Below are 15565 nucleotides of genomic sequence, written 5' to 3'. Positions count from 1 at the left end.
GCGGCCGTCAGGCCGCCTTGGGCTTGCTGCGCGACCAGATCAGGTCGTGCGTGCCGTCCTCGTTCTCGATCAGGCGGGCATACACCGTCGCCGGGAACGAAGGATCGTCGATGCTCACGGACAGGTACTCGCGCCCGGCCTCACTGGTCTTCTTCCACGCCGCGCCGACCTCGTGGCCGGCCGCCTGGAGGTGGAAATCGGGGGCGTTCTCGCTGTCGCCCTTGTCGTTGGGAACCAGCTTGACCTTGACGTTGAGCGTCAGGGTGCGAAGCGTGCCGGTGAAGCCGTCTTTCTCTGCGGTGAAGGTGCCGATGTTTGCCATGATGTTTCTCCTTTCGGGTTGAACAAGGTCGCGCCAGTGCGTCCTTGTTGTGATCCGGCCGGCGGGGGATGGGCTGGCCGCACCGCGCAGCGGTCGCAACACCGTGGAGAACCTGGAAGCGAAAAGAATTTGCTGCGCGAGGAAGCCGCGCAGCGGCGGGGAAATTGTTTTCGCTGGAAGGTTGCGGCCATGAAGCCCAAGGCGCAGCCGTTCCCTCGCCAGGATTCACGACAAGCCAAGGACGCACGGGCCGCCCACTCCCGAATGGAGACGTGGCCGACTCGGCATCCCCGAGTGACGGCTTCACCGGCTTGCGCCCTGACGCGGGCAAGGCCAACAGCCCAACGGCAAGCAAGAACGCCCCTTGCCGCTGCTTGCGGCAACATGCTTGAGGCGTGGCGTGGATGCTCCATAGCGAGGCCGGGTGGCGTGTCGGTGAACCGTCCTTTGTGACGTACAGGCGCGAACCGCCAGCGTCGAGGACGGCACGCTTTCGCACAACCTGCCGCAGCAAGTCGCTGCGTAGGCCCGCGCAGGCCTGTTGCGGCGGGCGCGCTGCTCTCGCACTGCTCATGCGGCTTCGGCGAGTTGGTTCAGGCCCGGGCCACCAATTGGATCGAAAATGACTCTGGCACTTCAGGTCATTTGAAGGTGGGGCTTATGGCGCGCGCACGGCAAATAGGCTGAACATGCGCTGACAGCCCTGTGGTTCGGGGACTCAGAGTTTAATGGAACGGCCGGTTCTTGGAGGTTCCCATCAGTGGGAAACTTCCGAACGGTCTTTGCTTTGTGTAAATTTCGTTGAGGTTGGGCATCGCTTGAATGGGGATGGGCCAACAGCCCTGATGCCCTCTGGCCTTTGCATCGGCTTGAGGTCGTCAACTGAATCTGATTTTGTTTCTGGACAGGGTTACTGTTTGGCCCATCGAATAATGAGTTTGCAATGATAAGCAAGAAAATCAAACAGCGGCTTCATCGCTTCGTGTTGCATGCCGTCATCTTTTCAGCCTGCTGCGCGGTGATTGGTGTAGTGATTCTATCCATTATTGCAGGGCGTGCTGCCGCCATCGATCACGCCGAAGACAACGCAGAAAATTTGGCGATCTCGCTTGCCAGGCAGCTTGATGACACCTTCAAAATGGCCGATGCGACATTGGGCCCGATGGTCGATCTAATGGAAGGAGCTGCGCGAATCGATCCCGAGAAGCTTCATGCTCTGGTTCTCAGGCAGTTGGGGCGATCAGATCGGATTCAAGGTATTTTCGTGTACGACGAGCATGGAAATTGGGTGCTTTCACCGAAACAGGAGGGTGTCGCTCTCGCCAATAATTCCGATCGTGATTATTTTGTTTTTCATCAGAATCACGATGACGATCAATCTTACGTGGGTAAGCCCATCCTTTCACGCATGGACGGCGAGCGCATTCTGACCATCAGCCGACGCTTCAATAAACCGGACGACACGTTTGGCGGCGTCGTGCTCATCAGTTTCAAAACAAGCTATTTCGAAGCGCTTTACCAGCAATTCGACTTGGGCCCGCAGGGGTTGATCAACCTCGTGAATAGCGATGGCGTCGTCTTGCTTTCCTCCAGACTGAATAATGAAGTGGCGCAGAATGGCGATCAGTGCAAGTCAGATGCAACCCGGACGACCTGGCAGGCCAGCTCTGTGTCAGCGAAGGATAGACACAGGAACCTCATAATCGCTGCTTCCGCTCCTGTTCCCCCCTACGACTTATGCCTCGTAGTCGGTTTGGACGGGGACGAAGCGCTTTCGACCATGCCGCTATTGATCACCATGGGGGCCGTCGGTGGAGGGCTTATCGTCATGCTTCTGCTAGGGGCTGCCCTATGGCTGGATCGTAAATTGATCGAGACCCTCGGCAATGAAATCAAGCTGATCGAAGAGTCGAGAACGGACGCGCTGACGCTGGTTGCCAACCGGCGAGCCTTTGACAATCACCTCGCAGCGATGCTTCAGGCCGCCCCACTGGTGCCAACCATGGGGAGTATTCTGCTGATCGACGTCGATCACTTCAAAGGCTTCAACGATCGATACGGCCACCAGGAAGGTGACGAATGTCTACGCAGGGTTGCTCATGAATTGAGTTCGATTGTCCATCGGCCCGAAGACCTTGTAGCTCGCTATGGTGGTGAAGAGTTCGCGATCTTGCTGCCGGGATGCGGGCTTGCCGTGGCCTGCCGCATGGCGCAGGAAGCTGTGTCGCGCATCAAGGCACTGGGCATTGAACACGCAGGAAGCTCTCATGGTGTAGTGACGATCAGCATCGGTGTCGCGGCGACGGCCATTCCTGGGAGTTATTCATCTGCAGCCCTGATCCGGGATGCGGATCGTGCGCTGTATTGTGCCAAGCGCGAGGGGCGCAATTGCTTCCGCGAGCACAGTTAGCGGGTTCGCGCGTCCGCAGAACTCCTATACGGGCGCATTGGGGGCTGCAGTCTGCGGTTCCAGAATTACCGGCGACGAACCGCCAGCGTCGGGGACGGCACGCTTTCGCACAACCTGCCGCAGCAAGCCGGGGCGTAGCCGCCCACGCTCCACCTATTGCGTCGGGACGCTGGCTATCTCGCAAGCGGAGCGCGCAGCGCCGCAGGCGCGAAGGCGTGAGGGATTGAAGCCGAATGGCCGTGACGCCACCGGCGGCACGGGGCGCAGCCCGAAAGCCCGGTGGCGCATGGCGCCGACACGCCCAGGTCGTTCTATATTTTCAGTAAGAAACCCAAGATAAGCACATGACCATCCAGCTCCGACACGAAACCACGGACGATATTGCAGCCATCGAAGCCGTCACGATTGCCGCTTTTGCCGATGCACCGCACACCAGCCACACTGAGCAGTTCATCGTGTGCGCCTTGCGTGCAGCCAATGAACTGACGCTTTCCATCGTGGCCGAGGAACATTGGCAGGTCGTCGGCCACGTCGCACTGTCCCCCGTCATGATTACCGATGACCAAGGACGGAAGGCTGATGGTTGGTACGGGTTGGGGCCAATCTCCGTCCTACCGCAAAGGCAGGGGCAAGGCATCGGTTCGCGCCTGGTGGAACAGGCGCTGACCGAACTGCGAACCATGCGGGCCGCAGGCTGCGTACTGCTGGGCGATCCCGCGTACTACACGCGGTTTGGCTTTCAGGCCCATGCGGGGCTGCAACTGCCGGGCGTGCCGCCCGGCTATTTCATGGCGCTGCCCCTGCATGGGACAGTGCCGGAAGGCATCGCGCACTACAGCGATGCCTTCAACGCCGCCGCCTGAGCCAGCGCGAAGGCGGCGGCATGGCGTTTTAGACTATGGAACGAATGACCGCTATGCCAAATAGCCGGATGTATGACTAATGCTCAAAGTGATTGCCCAAGACTTCATCAAGCCAGAGTGCATCGAGAATGTCATTCCCCTGTATCGGGAGCTTGTCGAGAAAACCAAAGAAGAACCGTTGTGCGTGTCTTACGAGCTTTTCATCGACGAGAAAGACCCTGGACACTTTATCTTCATAGAGGAATGGCCTGATCGTGCTGCGTTGGATGCACACTGCAATACCGAGCATTTCAAGAGATTGGTGCCACTGATAGATAAGCATCAACGGTCGCCTGGAACCTATCTGCTCATGGGTGCCTTCGAGTAAGCCAAGCCTGACACGCCGAAGCGCCCCGGCCGGAACCGGGGCGCTTATCTGCGGTGCAAGGTCACGCGGCCAGCGCCTCGGCCTGCGGCACATCCGCCACGGCGGCGGCATCCTCCGGCGCTTCCGCGCCCGCATCCGCCGCCACGGCCTGCGCGTCCTGCTGCGGGGCTTCGGCGCGGAAAATGGCGGGCATCCAGCCGGTGCCATCGGCCAGCCGTTCGGCTTCACTGGCAATGTCGGCCTTCTTGAGCTTCGCCAGCCGGGTGACGTGCGATGGCGCGAACGCGCCCACGGCTTCCAGAATCACGGCCTTCGGCACATGCCGGAAGTAGCCTTCTGCGGTCGGCTTCCACCATGCCGCCATGTCCAGCCCCACGGCCTGCGCCAGTTCCGCGCCCGGCTGGTGCGTCGTGGCGCGAGGCGTCACCACGTCCACGGTCGCCGCCACGCATACCGCCAGCAGCCGCACCAGTTCGCCTTGCTCCATCGCCAGCAGCGCGGCGAACAGTTCGGCGCTGTCCTGCGGCAGCGCTTCGCCCGCGACCTGCTGCAATTCGCGCAGGGCCACGGCGGCGGGCGACTCGGGCCAGTCGGAGGCCATGCCTTCCAGCCGGCCTTGCACTTTCAGGCTCACGCCTAGCGGCAAATCGTGGCCGTAATGGCTGTCCTGCAAGACGGTCTGCACCATGCCATGCACCAGCGCGGCCAGCGCGACTTGCGGATGCCGTGCGACTTCGATTTGCAGCGCGGCGGTGCGGTGGGCGCTCAACCGCTGCGCCAGCCGGTCGGACATGGCGGCGGTCTTGGGCTGCTCGTCGTTCTCGCCTTCTTCGTCGTTCGCGGCTTCGCCTTCGCTGCCGAAACCCTGCCGCAAGCGTTCCAGCGTGCGCAGCGCCTTGGCTTCGGCTTCGCGCATCAACCCGCGATGAATCACGGTTTCGCCGTTGCGGTCGATGGTGACGATGGCACCGGCTGCGGCCTTCACGTTCGTGGCGTAGTCCTGCAAGCCATCTTCCAGCGTCTGCAACTGTTCGCCCAGGGTTTCGCCTTCTTCCTGCAAGGCATCGGCTTTTTCCTCGTCGTCGGCGTCCAGCGCGGCATCCACGGCTTCGGCCAGTTCGTGCAGCTTGGCTTGCAGCTTCTCGATGCGCTGCGCTTCGCGTTTGTTCGGGCTGCGGCGTTCCTGCGGGGCGCGCTGGAAGGCGTGCAGGTCGGCATGGGTCATGCCGGGCGTGGCATCCACCCATGCCCAGCCCTCGGCCTTCACTTCGGCGGCGATGCCCGCCAGCTTGTCTTGCGCCAGCCGCTCCAGCAGCGCGGCGTCGGCCAGATACACGCCCTTATCGCCTTCCGCGAACAGGTCGCGGCGAATGCCGCCGCCTTCGCGCTCGTAGGTGTCCAGCCCGACGAAGCGCACCAGCGGATGCCGGTGGGCGTCGATTTCGCGCTCGGTCAGGCGTTCGCGCAAGTGGGACGGATGGCGCTGCCACGTCGGCGCATCGTAGAACGCGGCCTCCTGCGCGGCGTGGTCGTCGGTGATGGCAAGGGCCATCAACTGATCGAGCGAGACGGCCTCGGCGCGGTAGTCGGCCAGCAGGCGCGGCGAGACGTTGGCGAGTTTCAAGCGGCGTTGCACCACCAGCGGCGTGACGCTGAAATCCGCTGCAATGTCCTCGATGGGGCGGCCTTCGGCCACCAGCGCGGCGAATGCCTCGAACTGGTCGGCAGGGTGCATGGCTTCGCGCTGTACGTTCTCGGTCAAGCTGGCCGTGCGGGCGGTGGCATCGGCCACCAGCAGGCAAGGCACCTCCCATTCCTTGCTGATGCGGTGCTTCTTCGCCAACAACTTCAACGCAGCGAGGCGACGGCCACCTGCCACGACTTCGTAATGCTCGCCATCGGCGGCGGCAATCACGATCAGGTTTTGCAGCAGGCCGACACGCTGGATGCTGGCGGCGAGTTCGGGGATGGACATGCGCGGGGTCTTGCGCACGTTGCGGCCAGTGGGCCGCGACACCAGCCGCGACAGCGGCACCAGAATCAGGTTCTTGGTCGGGTCGGCGGCTTCCAGCGCGTGGGCTTGAATGGCGCGGGCTTCGGTTTGGGTAATGGCATTCATGGTGATAACTCCTTGCGGTTGGGATGCAGCAGCGAAGAAAGCGGCAAGGGCTGCTGCCTGCCCCAGCCGCGTGGGGATTCAGGCTTTCAACTGGCGCATGCCATCGGCCAGCAGCCAAAGCGCACGGTTGAGGCGGATGTTCTGGTCGATGCCCTGCACCGGGCGGGTTTGCTGGCGGCGTCCGTTGGCGCTGCGCCCGCGCAGGCCGCCTTGGGTCAGGTTTTCTTGCGTGCGGTTGAACACGCTCCACAAGTCCGGGCGGCGGTCATCGAACCGGCGCGGCATCAGGATTTGCGATTCGGTAATGGGCGCGGGCTTGTCGGGGTCGTCGTACTTGAGGGCCAGCGCGGCGCGGGCGAACACTTCGGATTCGCCATCGTTCAAGGTGATGGCGCGCATGGCATCGCGGGATTCCTTCACGCGGTCGAAGCCACGCAAGACTTCGTAAGCGCCTTCGATGACGGAACCGGCCACGTCGCCTTTGTGGGGCACGCGCACGTCTGCCACGGTGTCGCCGCAGACAAGGCCATTGCTGCACACGAACCGGAACATGCCGGCCAGCATCTGATAGCTGCTCGTTCCGTCATGGGAATTGAGCAAGACGATTTCGTTGGCTTCCGCGCCGTTGATCTGGCTGGCATGGCGCAGGCGCAGCATGTGTTTGGTGTGCTCGCGCTTGCCTTCATCGCGCACGCGGGTCTGGCAAGCCATGAAGGGTTGGAATCCTTCTTTGCGAAGCTCGGCCAGCACGGCGGACGTGGGGATGTAGGCGTACCGCTCGGAACGGCTCTCATGCGGGGCATCCGCGAAGATGGACGGGGCCACGCGGTGAATCTGGTCATCGGACAGCGGGTAATCGCTGCGCAGCGAGGGGGAACGGGAAGCGAATCGGGATGCGAGTTGCATGGTCTTTCTCCTGACAAAGAAGGGTTTGCTGTTCAAACCGCACACCGGATTCCTAGATTCGGAGCCCAGCCTTTCGGCTGTTCGGTGCGGTCGGCACGAGGAACCCGGTTGGCCCTGTTGCCACCGTCTTTCCTGAGTTCATCGCCCGCGACGGTCAGGAGCGCGCGGACGGGGGCCGTCAAGGAGGAAAGCGCAGGGTTGGTGCGGCCCGCAGGCGCAGCCGAGGACACGGCCCTGCGCGCCTTGACGGCACACGGCCGCGGGCTACAGTCGCGGACAAGGTGATGAGGTCAGGGGAGACGGCTGGACATGGGAACGGCCATCCCTGTGTGCCGACCGCACGCAAGCGAAGCGCGCAGGCCCGGAGCTGGAAGCCGGGCCGGAGGCGTCAGGGATGGAAGCCCGTCAGGGGCGAGACTCGCGCAGCGAGGCTCGATGCAACGCACGACAGCGCGACCCGGCCATGCTTCTTGGCCGGGGACGCTAATGCATGGATGCCTGTTCCAGGCCCGGAAGCTAAAATTGCCAGCGACCCAGGGGTGTCTGTTTCCGAGACACCGCACCTTTCAGAACAACAATGTGCGAAGACTGCATGGACGCCGATCTCGAAACGATGACTAGCCGTCCGTACTGTGCAGGCCAACGCAGCGATACCCAGGCATTCTGGCGCGATCCGGCCTTGCCCTTCGTCGAGAGCCGCCGCGCCTGCCAGAGCCGGGCCTGCTACAAGCCCCACCATCACCCGACCTTTTCCATTGGTGCCGTCGATGGCGGCACCAGCGTTTTCACCGGTGCCGCCGATGGCCCGGTTCTCCTGTCCCCTGGCACGCTCGTCTTCGTGCCCGCATCACGTGTCCATGCGTGCAACCCGGCTCCGGACACCGCCTGGAGCTACCAGATGCTGCACCTGGACGCCGCGTGGCTCCAGGCTGTTCGGCGGGAGTACGCCCGAACCGACGCGATGGACGACGAGCCGGTGCGCATCGTGACCGATCCGGCGGTCTATGCGCACTTCTGCCGACTCAACGTGCTGCTGTTCAAGGAAGGCGACCCGATCGAGAAGGAAGCCGCGCTGATCGAGTTCGTCGGGGACTACGACACCGAACAGGGGCTCTCCATCAAAGGGCCGACCGTGCCGTCGAACCTGGCGGAGCGGATTCGGCCCGCCCTGGACTGTCTGTGTGCTTCGCCCACCGCCACTACCACCCTGGAGAAGTTGGCAGAGCTGGCAGGCATGAGCCGCTATCAGGTGATCCGGGCATTCCGCGCCGTCACCGGCATGACGCCGCACGCCTGGCAACTCAACCAGCGCGTCAACCTCGCCAGGGAGTGGATTCGCAGCGGTGACAGCCTTGCAGACGTGGCCCAGCATCTCGGCTTCGCCGATCAGGCCCATTTCCAGCGGGTGTTCAAGGCGCATGCCGGTGTGACGCCCGGCCGTTTCCGGGCCTGACGCCGCAAGCGGCGCGGCTGCAATTTCCTTCAATACGGAAGGCGCTGCGGCCGGCACACTGCGTAGAAAAACTACGAGTGCGTCCTGAATGCAGCCGTTCCTGATGATTGCCGCAGCGCATTTCCTGGCGCTGCTTTCTCCCGGCCCCGACTTCTTCCTGATCGCCCGAACCTCGCTGTCCGCCGGCTGGCGGGTCGCCAGCGGCGCCTGCCTGGGGATCGCCGTCGCCAATGGCGTTTTCATCGTTGCCGCCTTCGCCGGCATGGCGGCACTGCGCCCGGACAGCCTCCCGTTCGTCGTATTGCAACTGGCCGGCTGCGCTTACCTGCTCCATCTTGGCGTGCTGTTCATCCGCCACGCGGGCCGCAGCGACCTGGATGTCTCGAATGGCGGGCGTTCCACGGCACCCGCGCATCCTTTCATCGCGTGGCGACGCGCAACCGGCATGGGCTTCCTGTCCGGCATCCTGAATCCGAAGAACGCGCTGTTCTACGCGAGCCTGGCCGCGATGCTGACCGGCGCGCATGCCAGCGCGGGCTGGAAGACGATCTATGGCGTCTGGATGTTCAGCGTCGTGTTGCTGTGGGATCTGCTGGTCGCGGTCATGATCGGCAACCAGGCCGTCCTGCGCCGCTTCGCGCGGGCGCTGCCGTGGCTGGAACGCATCTCCGGTGCCATGCTGATCCTGCTGGCGGTGGCTGTCCTTGTCCTCCTGGCGCGTTGAGAAGCACGCGATAGGGAATGGATTTCCGAAACGCTGTCTCGGATTTCCGAGGCAGCGTTTCCCCCAGGGTCGAGACGCCGCAGGGCGGCGCGATGCCCCGCGCAGTCAGCGCGCCCCGCGCGCCACCGCCAGCAGGACACCGAAGCCGACCAGCAGCCCGCCGAAGGCGCGGTCGATCCAGTGGCGCACGGCCAGCAGCCGGTCGCGCACGGCCCCGGCCGAGAAGCAAAGCGCCACGAGGCCGAACCAGGCCATGTGCGCAACCGAGATGAATGCGCCGTAGCCGATCTGCACCGCCAGCGGCGTGTCGGGCCGCACCACCTGCATGAACAGGCTGACGATGAACACCGTGGTCTTCGGGTTCAGCGCATTGGTCAGGAAGCCGGTACGCAAAGCCGCCATATCCGACAGCGGCGCCACGGTACTGTCGGCCAGCGCGCCACTGGGCTTGGCGCGCAGCATCTTCACGCCGAGATAGATCAGATAGACGGCACCGACCAACTTGATGGCGTTGAACAGCCAGAGCGACTGCTGGATCAACAGGCCCACGCCGACGAGCGTATAGGTGACGTGGACGAGCACGCCCAGGCCGATGCCCAGCGCCGTCAGCATGCCGGCACGGCGCGACAGCATCAGACTGTTGCGCGTGACCATCGCAAAGTCCGGCCCAGGGCTGATGACGGCCAGCAAGGTGATTGTGATGACAGCTATCAATTCGGTCATGGCGTATCCTGTCGAAGAACAACGAATTAGCGAGATGCTAGCGACTGCATCCCCCGGTGAATAACGATGTTTTCTGACAAGAATGGTGAGCTGGAATCACCATCGAGCGATTCGCGCCTGCCTTCGCTGTTGGCCCTGCGCTGCTTCGAGACGGCGGCCCGGCTGGAGAATTTCAGCCGGGCGGCGGCCGAGCTGCACCTGACCCACGGCGCGGTCAGCCGCGCCGTGCGCCTGCTCGAAGACGAACTGGGCGTGGCGCTGTTCGAGCGCCGCAGCCGGCGCGTGTTCCTGACCGATGCCGGCCGCACGCTGGCGCGGGCCGTGGGCAATGGGCTGGATCTGATGCGGCAGGCCGTCGGCGAGTTGCGCGCCAGCGCCCGCCAGGGGCGGCGCTGGGTGCTGTCGTGCGAGCCGACGCTGCTGATGCGCTGGCTGATCCCGCGCTGGCCGGACTTCCAGGCCCGGCATCCGGGGATCGACGTACACCTGGTCGCCGGTGGCGGGCCGTTCTCCTTCGCCAACGGCATCGACCTGGCCATCCGCCGCGACGACTTCCCCTGGCCCGATGGCTACCACGCCGAACCCTTGTTCGCGGAAAAGGTCGGCCCGGTCTGCCGTCCCGACAAGGTGGCGGCCTGGTTCACCACGAAGAAGGCCGGCGCCGCGCTCAAGGCCGGCGCACCGCGCCTGCACACGCGCACGCGGCCGGGCGCGTGGCCGGAATGGGCGGCGGCCGCAGACCAGCGCGCACCTGATGCGCCGGGACAAACCTTCGATCATTTCTATTTCAGCTTGCAGGCGGCCGTGGCCGGCCTGGGTGTGGCGGTCGGCCCGTGGCATCTGGCACGCGACGATCTGGACAGCGGCGTGCTGGCCGCGCCGCTGGGTTTCGTGGAGGACGGCTCGCGCTATTGCCTGTTGTCGCCGCGGCCCTTGCAGCCCGATAGCCCGCAGGCCGATTTGCTGGCATGGCTGCGGGCCTTGGCATAGCCACAATCGGGCGCAGCAAAAAGGGGCCGAAGCCCCTTGGTCAGATCAGGCCGCGTTCTGCGAACGACGCCGTGGTGCTGCCAGCGACGATGACGTGATCGAGCACGCGCACGTCCACCAGCCCCAGCGCATCCTTGAGCCGCCGGGTCAGCGCCCGGTCTGCCGCGCTCGGCTCCGGGTTGCCACTTGGGTGGTTGTGCGAGATGACCAGAGCCGCCGCGTTGAGCCGAAGCGCCTCCTTGACCACTTCGCGCGGATGCACTTCGGCCGAGTCGATTGTGCCGTGGAACATTTCCCTGTATTCGATCAGCCGATGCTGCGTGTCGAGGAACAACACCGAGAACACCTCATGCTCGAAGCCGGCCAGCTTGGCAAGCAGGTATTCCTTGACCGCCGCCGGTGAAGTGAAAGACGTACCCCGCTGCATCTTCTGGTCGATGACCAGGCGCGCGGCCTCCAGAATCTGATCGGCCGATGCCAGCGCATAGTGCCCGTGAGAGTCACGCACCAGCAAAGCGTCATCGAACGAGGAAAAGGACAGTTGCGACATGATCGTGCTCCGGTTGCTCGGGCGGAATTGCCCGGAACCGTGTTCAGCACGGCGCAGCGCAAGCAGTCACAAGGTCGAAGACGGCCGCCAGGACGCCAGCGCGCATGGCGCGCGCCGCCTTTGACGGCGAGAACGCCGTGGTACGGTGAAGGGAACAGCAAGACCGCCTAAACCCCGCCCACTGCACACACCCGCCTTTAAGCAAGCGCAGCGCGCAGGCCCGCGAGGGCCGAAGGCGTCAGGGGGCAGCGCCGAATGGCCGCGATTCGGCACGAAGCGCGAGGCGCAGCCCGCGAACCCGACGGCGGCACGCCGGGACGCCCGGTTATCGCTTGCGTCTCTTGGGGACGATCGTTCCGCGAGATTCGATCAGCCGCCGCGTGTTCTCCAGTTCCTCTTGCAGCACTTCGGCATCCGGCAGCACCATCTTGTAGTTCGCCGCCATCACCTTGGACGGCAAGCCCTCCAGCGCATACCGCGCCAAGGCATGGCCCTTGTCGGCGCAGAGGATCAGACCCACGGGCGGGTTCTCGTCGGCAAACGTCCAGTGCTCCTTCGCATAGTTGCAATAGAGGTGCATCTGGCCCACGTCGGCATGGGTCAGCGCGCCGAGCTTCAAGTCGATGATGACCAGGCAACGCAAGCGACGATGGAAGAACAGCAGATCGACCCGATACCAGGTCTGGTCGATGCGCAATCGGCGCTGCCGCCCGACGAAGGCGAAACCGTCGCCCAGTTCGAGCAGGAAATCCTCCAGCCGCCGGATCAGGGCTTGCTCAAGATCGGATTCCGAATACTCATCCTTGAGGTCAAGGAACTCCAGCACATACGGGTCTTTGATCGCGTCGTCAGGGGTGACGGCATCCCCGGGGTTGGGCACGGCGCCCTTGACCAGCATCGCCGCCTTGTTCTTCGACAGCGCCGTGCGCTCGTAGAACTGGCTGTTGATCTGCCGGTCGAGCTGGCGCACGCTCCATCCGCCGCGCAGGGCTTCGGCCTCGTAGAAGCGGCGGGCGTGTTCGTCCTTGACCGACAGCAGCCGGACGTAGGCCGACCACGGCAGCGTGAAGACCTGGGCCAGTTCATCGAGGCGCCAGGGACGCGCCCGCGCCACTGGCGCCGGGGAAGATTCGCTAGACACTGTCTGGCGAATTGGCCAGGTCAGGAAGAACGACCGCATTTGCTGCAAGTTCGGGCGGCTGAACCCGCGCCCGAACTGCGCGGTCAAGTCAGCCGACAGCCGTTCGATCAACTGTTCGCCGTACCCGGCACGCCGCTTGCCCCGTTGCTCGGCCTCCACGATCCGGCGGCCAATCTCCCAATAGCTGGCGGTCATCAGCGCATTGACGCTGCGTGCCGCCGCATGGCGGGCGGCATCGAGCACTTCCACGATACCGTCGTGGATGCCGGCATAACCGGCTGGCGGGGCGGCGGGGGTGTCCCCCGCCACCGAAAGCGTCTTCTTGCTCATGCCGTCGCCTCCGCAAGGCGCCGCACGCCCGTGATGGCCTGCCGCCGGCTCGCCACCAGCTCGGCCGCTTCCCGCACCGGCTTGTCCTCGGTGTGGACGTAGTGCATGAACATCGCTACGGTCTTGTGGCCCGTCAGCTTCATGCCCACCTTGGTTGGCACGCCCGAATTGGCAATGTCGGTGGTGGCCCGGTGGCGGATACCGTGCGTGCCAACATGTGGCACGCCGGCGGCCTTGAGCACGCGCTTCCAACCGCCATAGTGCTCGCCGTGGGTCAAGTGTTTGGTCGCGTCGTTGGGCGACGGCAGGACATAGGGGCAACCTTCCAGGCGCGGCGCCGTCGAAAGCAGCCGATAGGCTTCCTCGCTCATGGGTTTGGAAATGCCGCCGGTCTTGCTGTCGGGCCAGACGACGCGACGCTTTTCCAGATCAATCCAGTCCCATTCGAGCGGGCAGATTTCGGAGCGGCGGGCGGCAAACTCGAATTGCAGGCGGATCGCCAGCGGGATGACGTAGTTCTCCAGTCCCTCGGCTTCCAAGTGCTCCAGGTGACGGAAGATCCGCACCAGTTCATCGTCCACGATGAGCCGGGTTTCCTTGCCGGGCGGGTACATGGGAACGTGGCGGCACGGATTGGTGCCGTCCGGGCGAAGGCCCCACACTTCGGCCAGGTTGAACATCTTGCGCAGCACGCCGAAGGTGCGGTTCGCCTCGGCCGGCTTGTGGGCCAGCTTCTTCATCAGTGCGGCCACGTCCGGGCGCTTCACTTCCTGCACCTTCATCCGGCCCATGATGGGAATGATGTTGCGGTCGATGACCCCCTGATAGCCGCGCTGCGTGCTCGGCTTGTTGCGCTGCTTGGAGTAGTCCTCCATGAAGGTCTGGCAATACTCCTTCATGGTCGGCGCCTTGCGGGCGGCATTCTTGGCCGCGCTGGGGTCGCCGCCCTTGCGCACTTCGGCCAGCCACTCCTGCGCCATGAAACGGGCCTGTTCGACAGTCAGTTCGCCAAACTGGCCCAAGGCAGGCTTGCGGCGCTCGCCGGCGTTCGTGCGGTACTGGAGCATGAACACCTTGCGGCCGGCCGGGGTGATCTTGCACAGGAAGCCGGGCACCACGGTGTCCCGGAGTTCGACGGCCTGCGCCTGGGGCTTTGCCGCATCGATAGCGGACTTGGTGAGTTTGATTCTTGCCATGACGACTCCTCGGAAACCTCGGTTTCCAAGAGCCACATGGGAGCCACGCGACCGGAAGCCGGGTCAAGTTTCGGAAAGCACCGGCATATGATGGACGCGCCTAAGTTATTGATAAACCTGCTGTAGCGGGCTTAGGCGTAGTCCAGCGAAATGCCGGGCTGGAGTCATCGTCAAACAAAAAAAGACCCGGCAAAGTGCCGGGTCGAAACCGTGATTAGCCTGATGAGGAGATAATCTGAAGAGTCCGACTGCTTGGTCTCTCAGCTTACCTGCTGGCCTCGCGACCAGTTGTTGTAATAATAACTATTCTCATTATCAGGTCAAGCCGGTTCTCATTCATTCCATCGCCAGCCGATGAACGGTCGTCTCCGGCCGAATCGCAGGCAAAAAAAGACCCGGCAAAGTGCCGGGTCAAAAACCGTGATTAGCCTGATGAGGAGATAATCTGAAGAGTCCGACTGCGTGGGTCTCTCAGCTTACCGGCTGATCTCGCGACCAGTTGAGTGACATAATAATGATTCTCATTTCCATGTCAAACGCTTTCGCCAAACTTTTCTGCTAGCTAGTCGCGAGCCCTCTGGAATGGGCCTCAGGCGCTGCGGCGCAGGCGCAGCTGGGTCACTTCCCGGTTAAGCAGGTCTATCCGCCGGGCCATGCCTTCGATCAGGCTATGGGCGATTCGCGGGTTGTTCTGCATAAGGCCGAGGAACTGCTCCTTGGGAATCACCATCACCGTGCAGGGTTCGCTGGCGACCACCGTGGCGCTGCGTTTCTCGCGAGTGAACACGGCCATGGCGCCGAAGATCTCGTCCTTCTGCACATCGCCGACTTTCTGGCCGTCCACCAGCGCTTCGGCATGCCCCTCGATGATGATGAACACATGATCCGCATCGTCGCCCTGGCGGATCAGCGCCTCGCCCGCGGCGAAGTGGCGGAAGCCGGTGGCCGGGCGGACTTCCGGCTGCTTCAGGTGCGCCAGCGCATCGCCGAGCAGGGCAGTCTGTCCGATCAGGTACTGCAATAGCAGTTCCTGACGTTCCTGGTCAGCATGGATGTGCTGGAGCAGCGCATCGCGCGAATAGGGCAGCAGGCGGATCGGCTCTTCGTTGGCATGCCGGCAGGCGGGGAGCTCGAGTCCGCGTCGAAGGCCGAGGAGGTCGCCTTCCTGGAGGTAGAACAGTGGGCGTTCGTCGACCAGCGCATGCAGCAGGCCGCTTTCCACCAGGAATACCTGGTCGGCGGGCAGCTCGCGTTCCAGGTCGTCGCTACGTTCCAGTTCCAGGGCGGGGCCGCTGGGTGCCAGGCCTTCGAGCAAGCGGTGAGGGATTCCCTGCAGGCGATTGATCAATTGGTCGGCATAAGCCGGTTGCTCGCCGAGTAGATACATGGCCATTTCCTTGAGCTGCCTGGTCGGGAGAGGAGGTACGAACGTCCACGAGACGATAGGTGGGCGCCCGGGGGGAGTAAATAT

The 15565-nt window shown here is 63.6% G+C and carries 14 protein-coding genes; 6 read left to right on the top strand and 8 right to left on the bottom strand.

Annotated elements, in window-relative coordinates:
* Positions 1-7: 7 nt before the first annotated feature.
* Positions 8-322: a DUF736 domain-containing protein gene (locus LE197_RS23070; protein WP_106468516.1), complete on the bottom strand. Its 315-nt coding sequence runs from the start codon at positions 320-322 to the stop codon at positions 8-10.
* A gap of 943 nt (positions 323-1265) precedes the next feature.
* On the opposite strand from LE197_RS23070, the gene LE197_RS23065 reads away from it, so the two are divergent.
* The 3 genes from LE197_RS23065 to LE197_RS23055 all read left to right on the top strand — a co-directional run bounded on the left by LE197_RS23065 (position 1266) and on the right by LE197_RS23055 (position 3962).
* On the top strand, positions 1266-2732 hold the full coding sequence (locus LE197_RS23065) for a diguanylate cyclase domain-containing protein (protein ID WP_106468518.1): 1467 nt from the start codon (positions 1266-1268) through the stop codon (positions 2730-2732).
* Positions 2733-3076: 344 nt separating this feature from the next.
* Complete coding sequence (locus tag LE197_RS23060; RefSeq protein ID WP_106468519.1) at positions 3077-3595, top strand: GNAT family N-acetyltransferase; 519 nt, start codon at positions 3077-3079, stop codon at positions 3593-3595.
* Between the two features lie 79 nt (positions 3596-3674).
* Positions 3675-3962, top strand: a complete 288-nt coding sequence (locus LE197_RS23055; protein WP_106468520.1) for a putative quinol monooxygenase — start codon at positions 3675-3677, stop codon at positions 3960-3962.
* 61 nt (positions 3963-4023) lie between these two features.
* Here LE197_RS23055 and LE197_RS23050 read toward each other — a convergent pair whose 3' ends face one another.
* Together LE197_RS23050 and LE197_RS23045 are read right to left on the bottom strand one after the other, a co-directional pair.
* Complete coding sequence (locus LE197_RS23050) at positions 4024-6081, bottom strand: ParB/RepB/Spo0J family partition protein (protein ID WP_106468521.1); 2058 nt, start codon at positions 6079-6081, stop codon at positions 4024-4026.
* A gap of 78 nt (positions 6082-6159) precedes the next feature.
* A complete protein-coding gene (locus LE197_RS23045; RefSeq protein WP_033939133.1) occupies positions 6160-6987 on the bottom strand; it encodes a DUF932 domain-containing protein in 828 nt (275 codons plus the stop codon).
* Between the two features lie 613 nt (positions 6988-7600).
* Here LE197_RS23045 and LE197_RS23040 point away from each other — a divergent pair.
* Both LE197_RS23040 and LE197_RS23035 read left to right on the top strand, forming a co-directional pair.
* Positions 7601-8440 carry an AraC family transcriptional regulator gene (locus LE197_RS23040; protein WP_106469697.1) on the top strand — a complete coding sequence of 280 codons (840 nt, stop codon included), beginning with the start codon at positions 7601-7603 and terminating at the stop codon, positions 8438-8440.
* Between the two features lie 88 nt (positions 8441-8528).
* On the top strand, positions 8529-9164 hold the full coding sequence (locus tag LE197_RS23035) for a LysE family translocator (RefSeq protein ID WP_033939131.1): 636 nt from the start codon (positions 8529-8531) through the stop codon (positions 9162-9164).
* A 105-nt stretch (positions 9165-9269) separates the two neighbouring features.
* Here LE197_RS23035 and LE197_RS23030 read toward each other — a convergent pair whose 3' ends face one another.
* On the bottom strand, positions 9270-9887 hold the full coding sequence (locus LE197_RS23030) for a LysE family translocator (protein WP_033939129.1): 618 nt from the start codon (positions 9885-9887) through the stop codon (positions 9270-9272).
* Positions 9888-9953: 66 nt separating this feature from the next.
* Here LE197_RS23030 and LE197_RS23025 point away from each other — a divergent pair, with 66 nt between their 5' ends.
* Positions 9954-10877 (top strand): LysR family transcriptional regulator, encoded by a 924-nt coding sequence (locus LE197_RS23025; protein ID WP_106468522.1) that lies wholly within the window; start codon positions 9954-9956, stop codon positions 10875-10877.
* A 40-nt stretch (positions 10878-10917) separates the two neighbouring features.
* Here the strand turns inward: LE197_RS23025 and radC are convergent, their stop codons facing one another.
* The 4 genes from radC to cbpA form a co-directional block, all read right to left on the bottom strand.
* Positions 10918-11427: a RadC family protein gene (gene radC / locus LE197_RS23020; RefSeq protein ID WP_033939127.1), complete on the bottom strand. Its 510-nt coding sequence runs from the start codon at positions 11425-11427 to the stop codon at positions 10918-10920.
* Between the two features lie 325 nt (positions 11428-11752).
* The gene (locus LE197_RS23015) at positions 11753-12898 is read right to left on the bottom strand and encodes a PDDEXK nuclease domain-containing protein (RefSeq protein WP_033939121.1); all 1146 of its coding nucleotides are present in this window, start codon (positions 12896-12898) and stop codon (positions 11753-11755) included.
* Complete coding sequence (locus tag LE197_RS23010; protein ID WP_106468523.1) at positions 12895-14094, bottom strand: tyrosine-type recombinase/integrase; 1200 nt, start codon at positions 14092-14094, stop codon at positions 12895-12897. The genes LE197_RS23015 and LE197_RS23010 overlap by 4 nt, the downstream gene beginning before the upstream one ends.
* 589 nt (positions 14095-14683) lie before the next feature.
* Positions 14684-15481, bottom strand: a complete 798-nt coding sequence (gene cbpA, locus LE197_RS23005) for a cAMP-binding protein CbpA (RefSeq protein ID WP_003095096.1) — start codon at positions 15479-15481, stop codon at positions 14684-14686.
* Positions 15482-15565 lie beyond the last annotated feature (84 nt).

It is taken from the genome of Pseudomonas sp. PS1(2021), from assembly GCF_020405165.1.
Classification (GTDB): Bacteria; Pseudomonadota; Gammaproteobacteria; order Pseudomonadales; family Pseudomonadaceae; genus Pseudomonas; species Pseudomonas aeruginosa.
This window is presented reverse-complemented; position numbering and strand designations above follow the sequence as displayed.

Excerpts from the sequence above, each read along its gene's own strand:
- LE197_RS23070 (WP_106468516.1), bottom strand. The coding sequence starts at position 322 with ATGGCAAACATCGGCACCTTCACCGCAGAGAAAGACGGCTTCACCGGC.
- LE197_RS23065 (WP_106468518.1), top strand. The coding sequence starts at position 1,266 with ATGATAAGCAAGAAAATCAAACAGCGGCTTCATCGCTTCGTGTTGCAT.
- LE197_RS23060 (WP_106468519.1), top strand. The coding sequence starts at position 3,077 with ATGACCATCCAGCTCCGACACGAAACCACGGACGATATTGCAGCCATC.
- LE197_RS23055 (WP_106468520.1), top strand. The coding sequence starts at position 3,675 with ATGCTCAAAGTGATTGCCCAAGACTTCATCAAGCCAGAGTGCATCGAG.
- LE197_RS23050 (WP_106468521.1), bottom strand. The coding sequence starts at position 6,081 with ATGAATGCCATTACCCAAACCGAAGCCCGCGCCATTCAAGCCCACGCG.
- LE197_RS23045 (WP_033939133.1), bottom strand. The coding sequence starts at position 6,987 with ATGCAACTCGCATCCCGATTCGCTTCCCGTTCCCCCTCGCTGCGCAGC.
- LE197_RS23040 (WP_106469697.1), top strand. The coding sequence starts at position 7,601 with ATGACTAGCCGTCCGTACTGTGCAGGCCAACGCAGCGATACCCAGGCA.
- LE197_RS23035 (WP_033939131.1), top strand. The coding sequence starts at position 8,529 with ATGCAGCCGTTCCTGATGATTGCCGCAGCGCATTTCCTGGCGCTGCTT.
- LE197_RS23030 (WP_033939129.1), bottom strand. The coding sequence starts at position 9,887 with ATGACCGAATTGATAGCTGTCATCACAATCACCTTGCTGGCCGTCATC.
- LE197_RS23025 (WP_106468522.1), top strand. The coding sequence starts at position 9,954 with ATGTTTTCTGACAAGAATGGTGAGCTGGAATCACCATCGAGCGATTCG.
- radC (WP_033939127.1), bottom strand. The coding sequence starts at position 11,427 with ATGTCGCAACTGTCCTTTTCCTCGTTCGATGACGCTTTGCTGGTGCGT.
- LE197_RS23015 (WP_033939121.1), bottom strand. The coding sequence starts at position 12,898 with ATGAGCAAGAAGACGCTTTCGGTGGCGGGGGACACCCCCGCCGCCCCG.
- LE197_RS23010 (WP_106468523.1), bottom strand. The coding sequence starts at position 14,094 with ATGGCAAGAATCAAACTCACCAAGTCCGCTATCGATGCGGCAAAGCCC.
- cbpA (WP_003095096.1), bottom strand. The coding sequence starts at position 15,481 with ATGTATCTACTCGGCGAGCAACCGGCTTATGCCGACCAATTGATCAAT.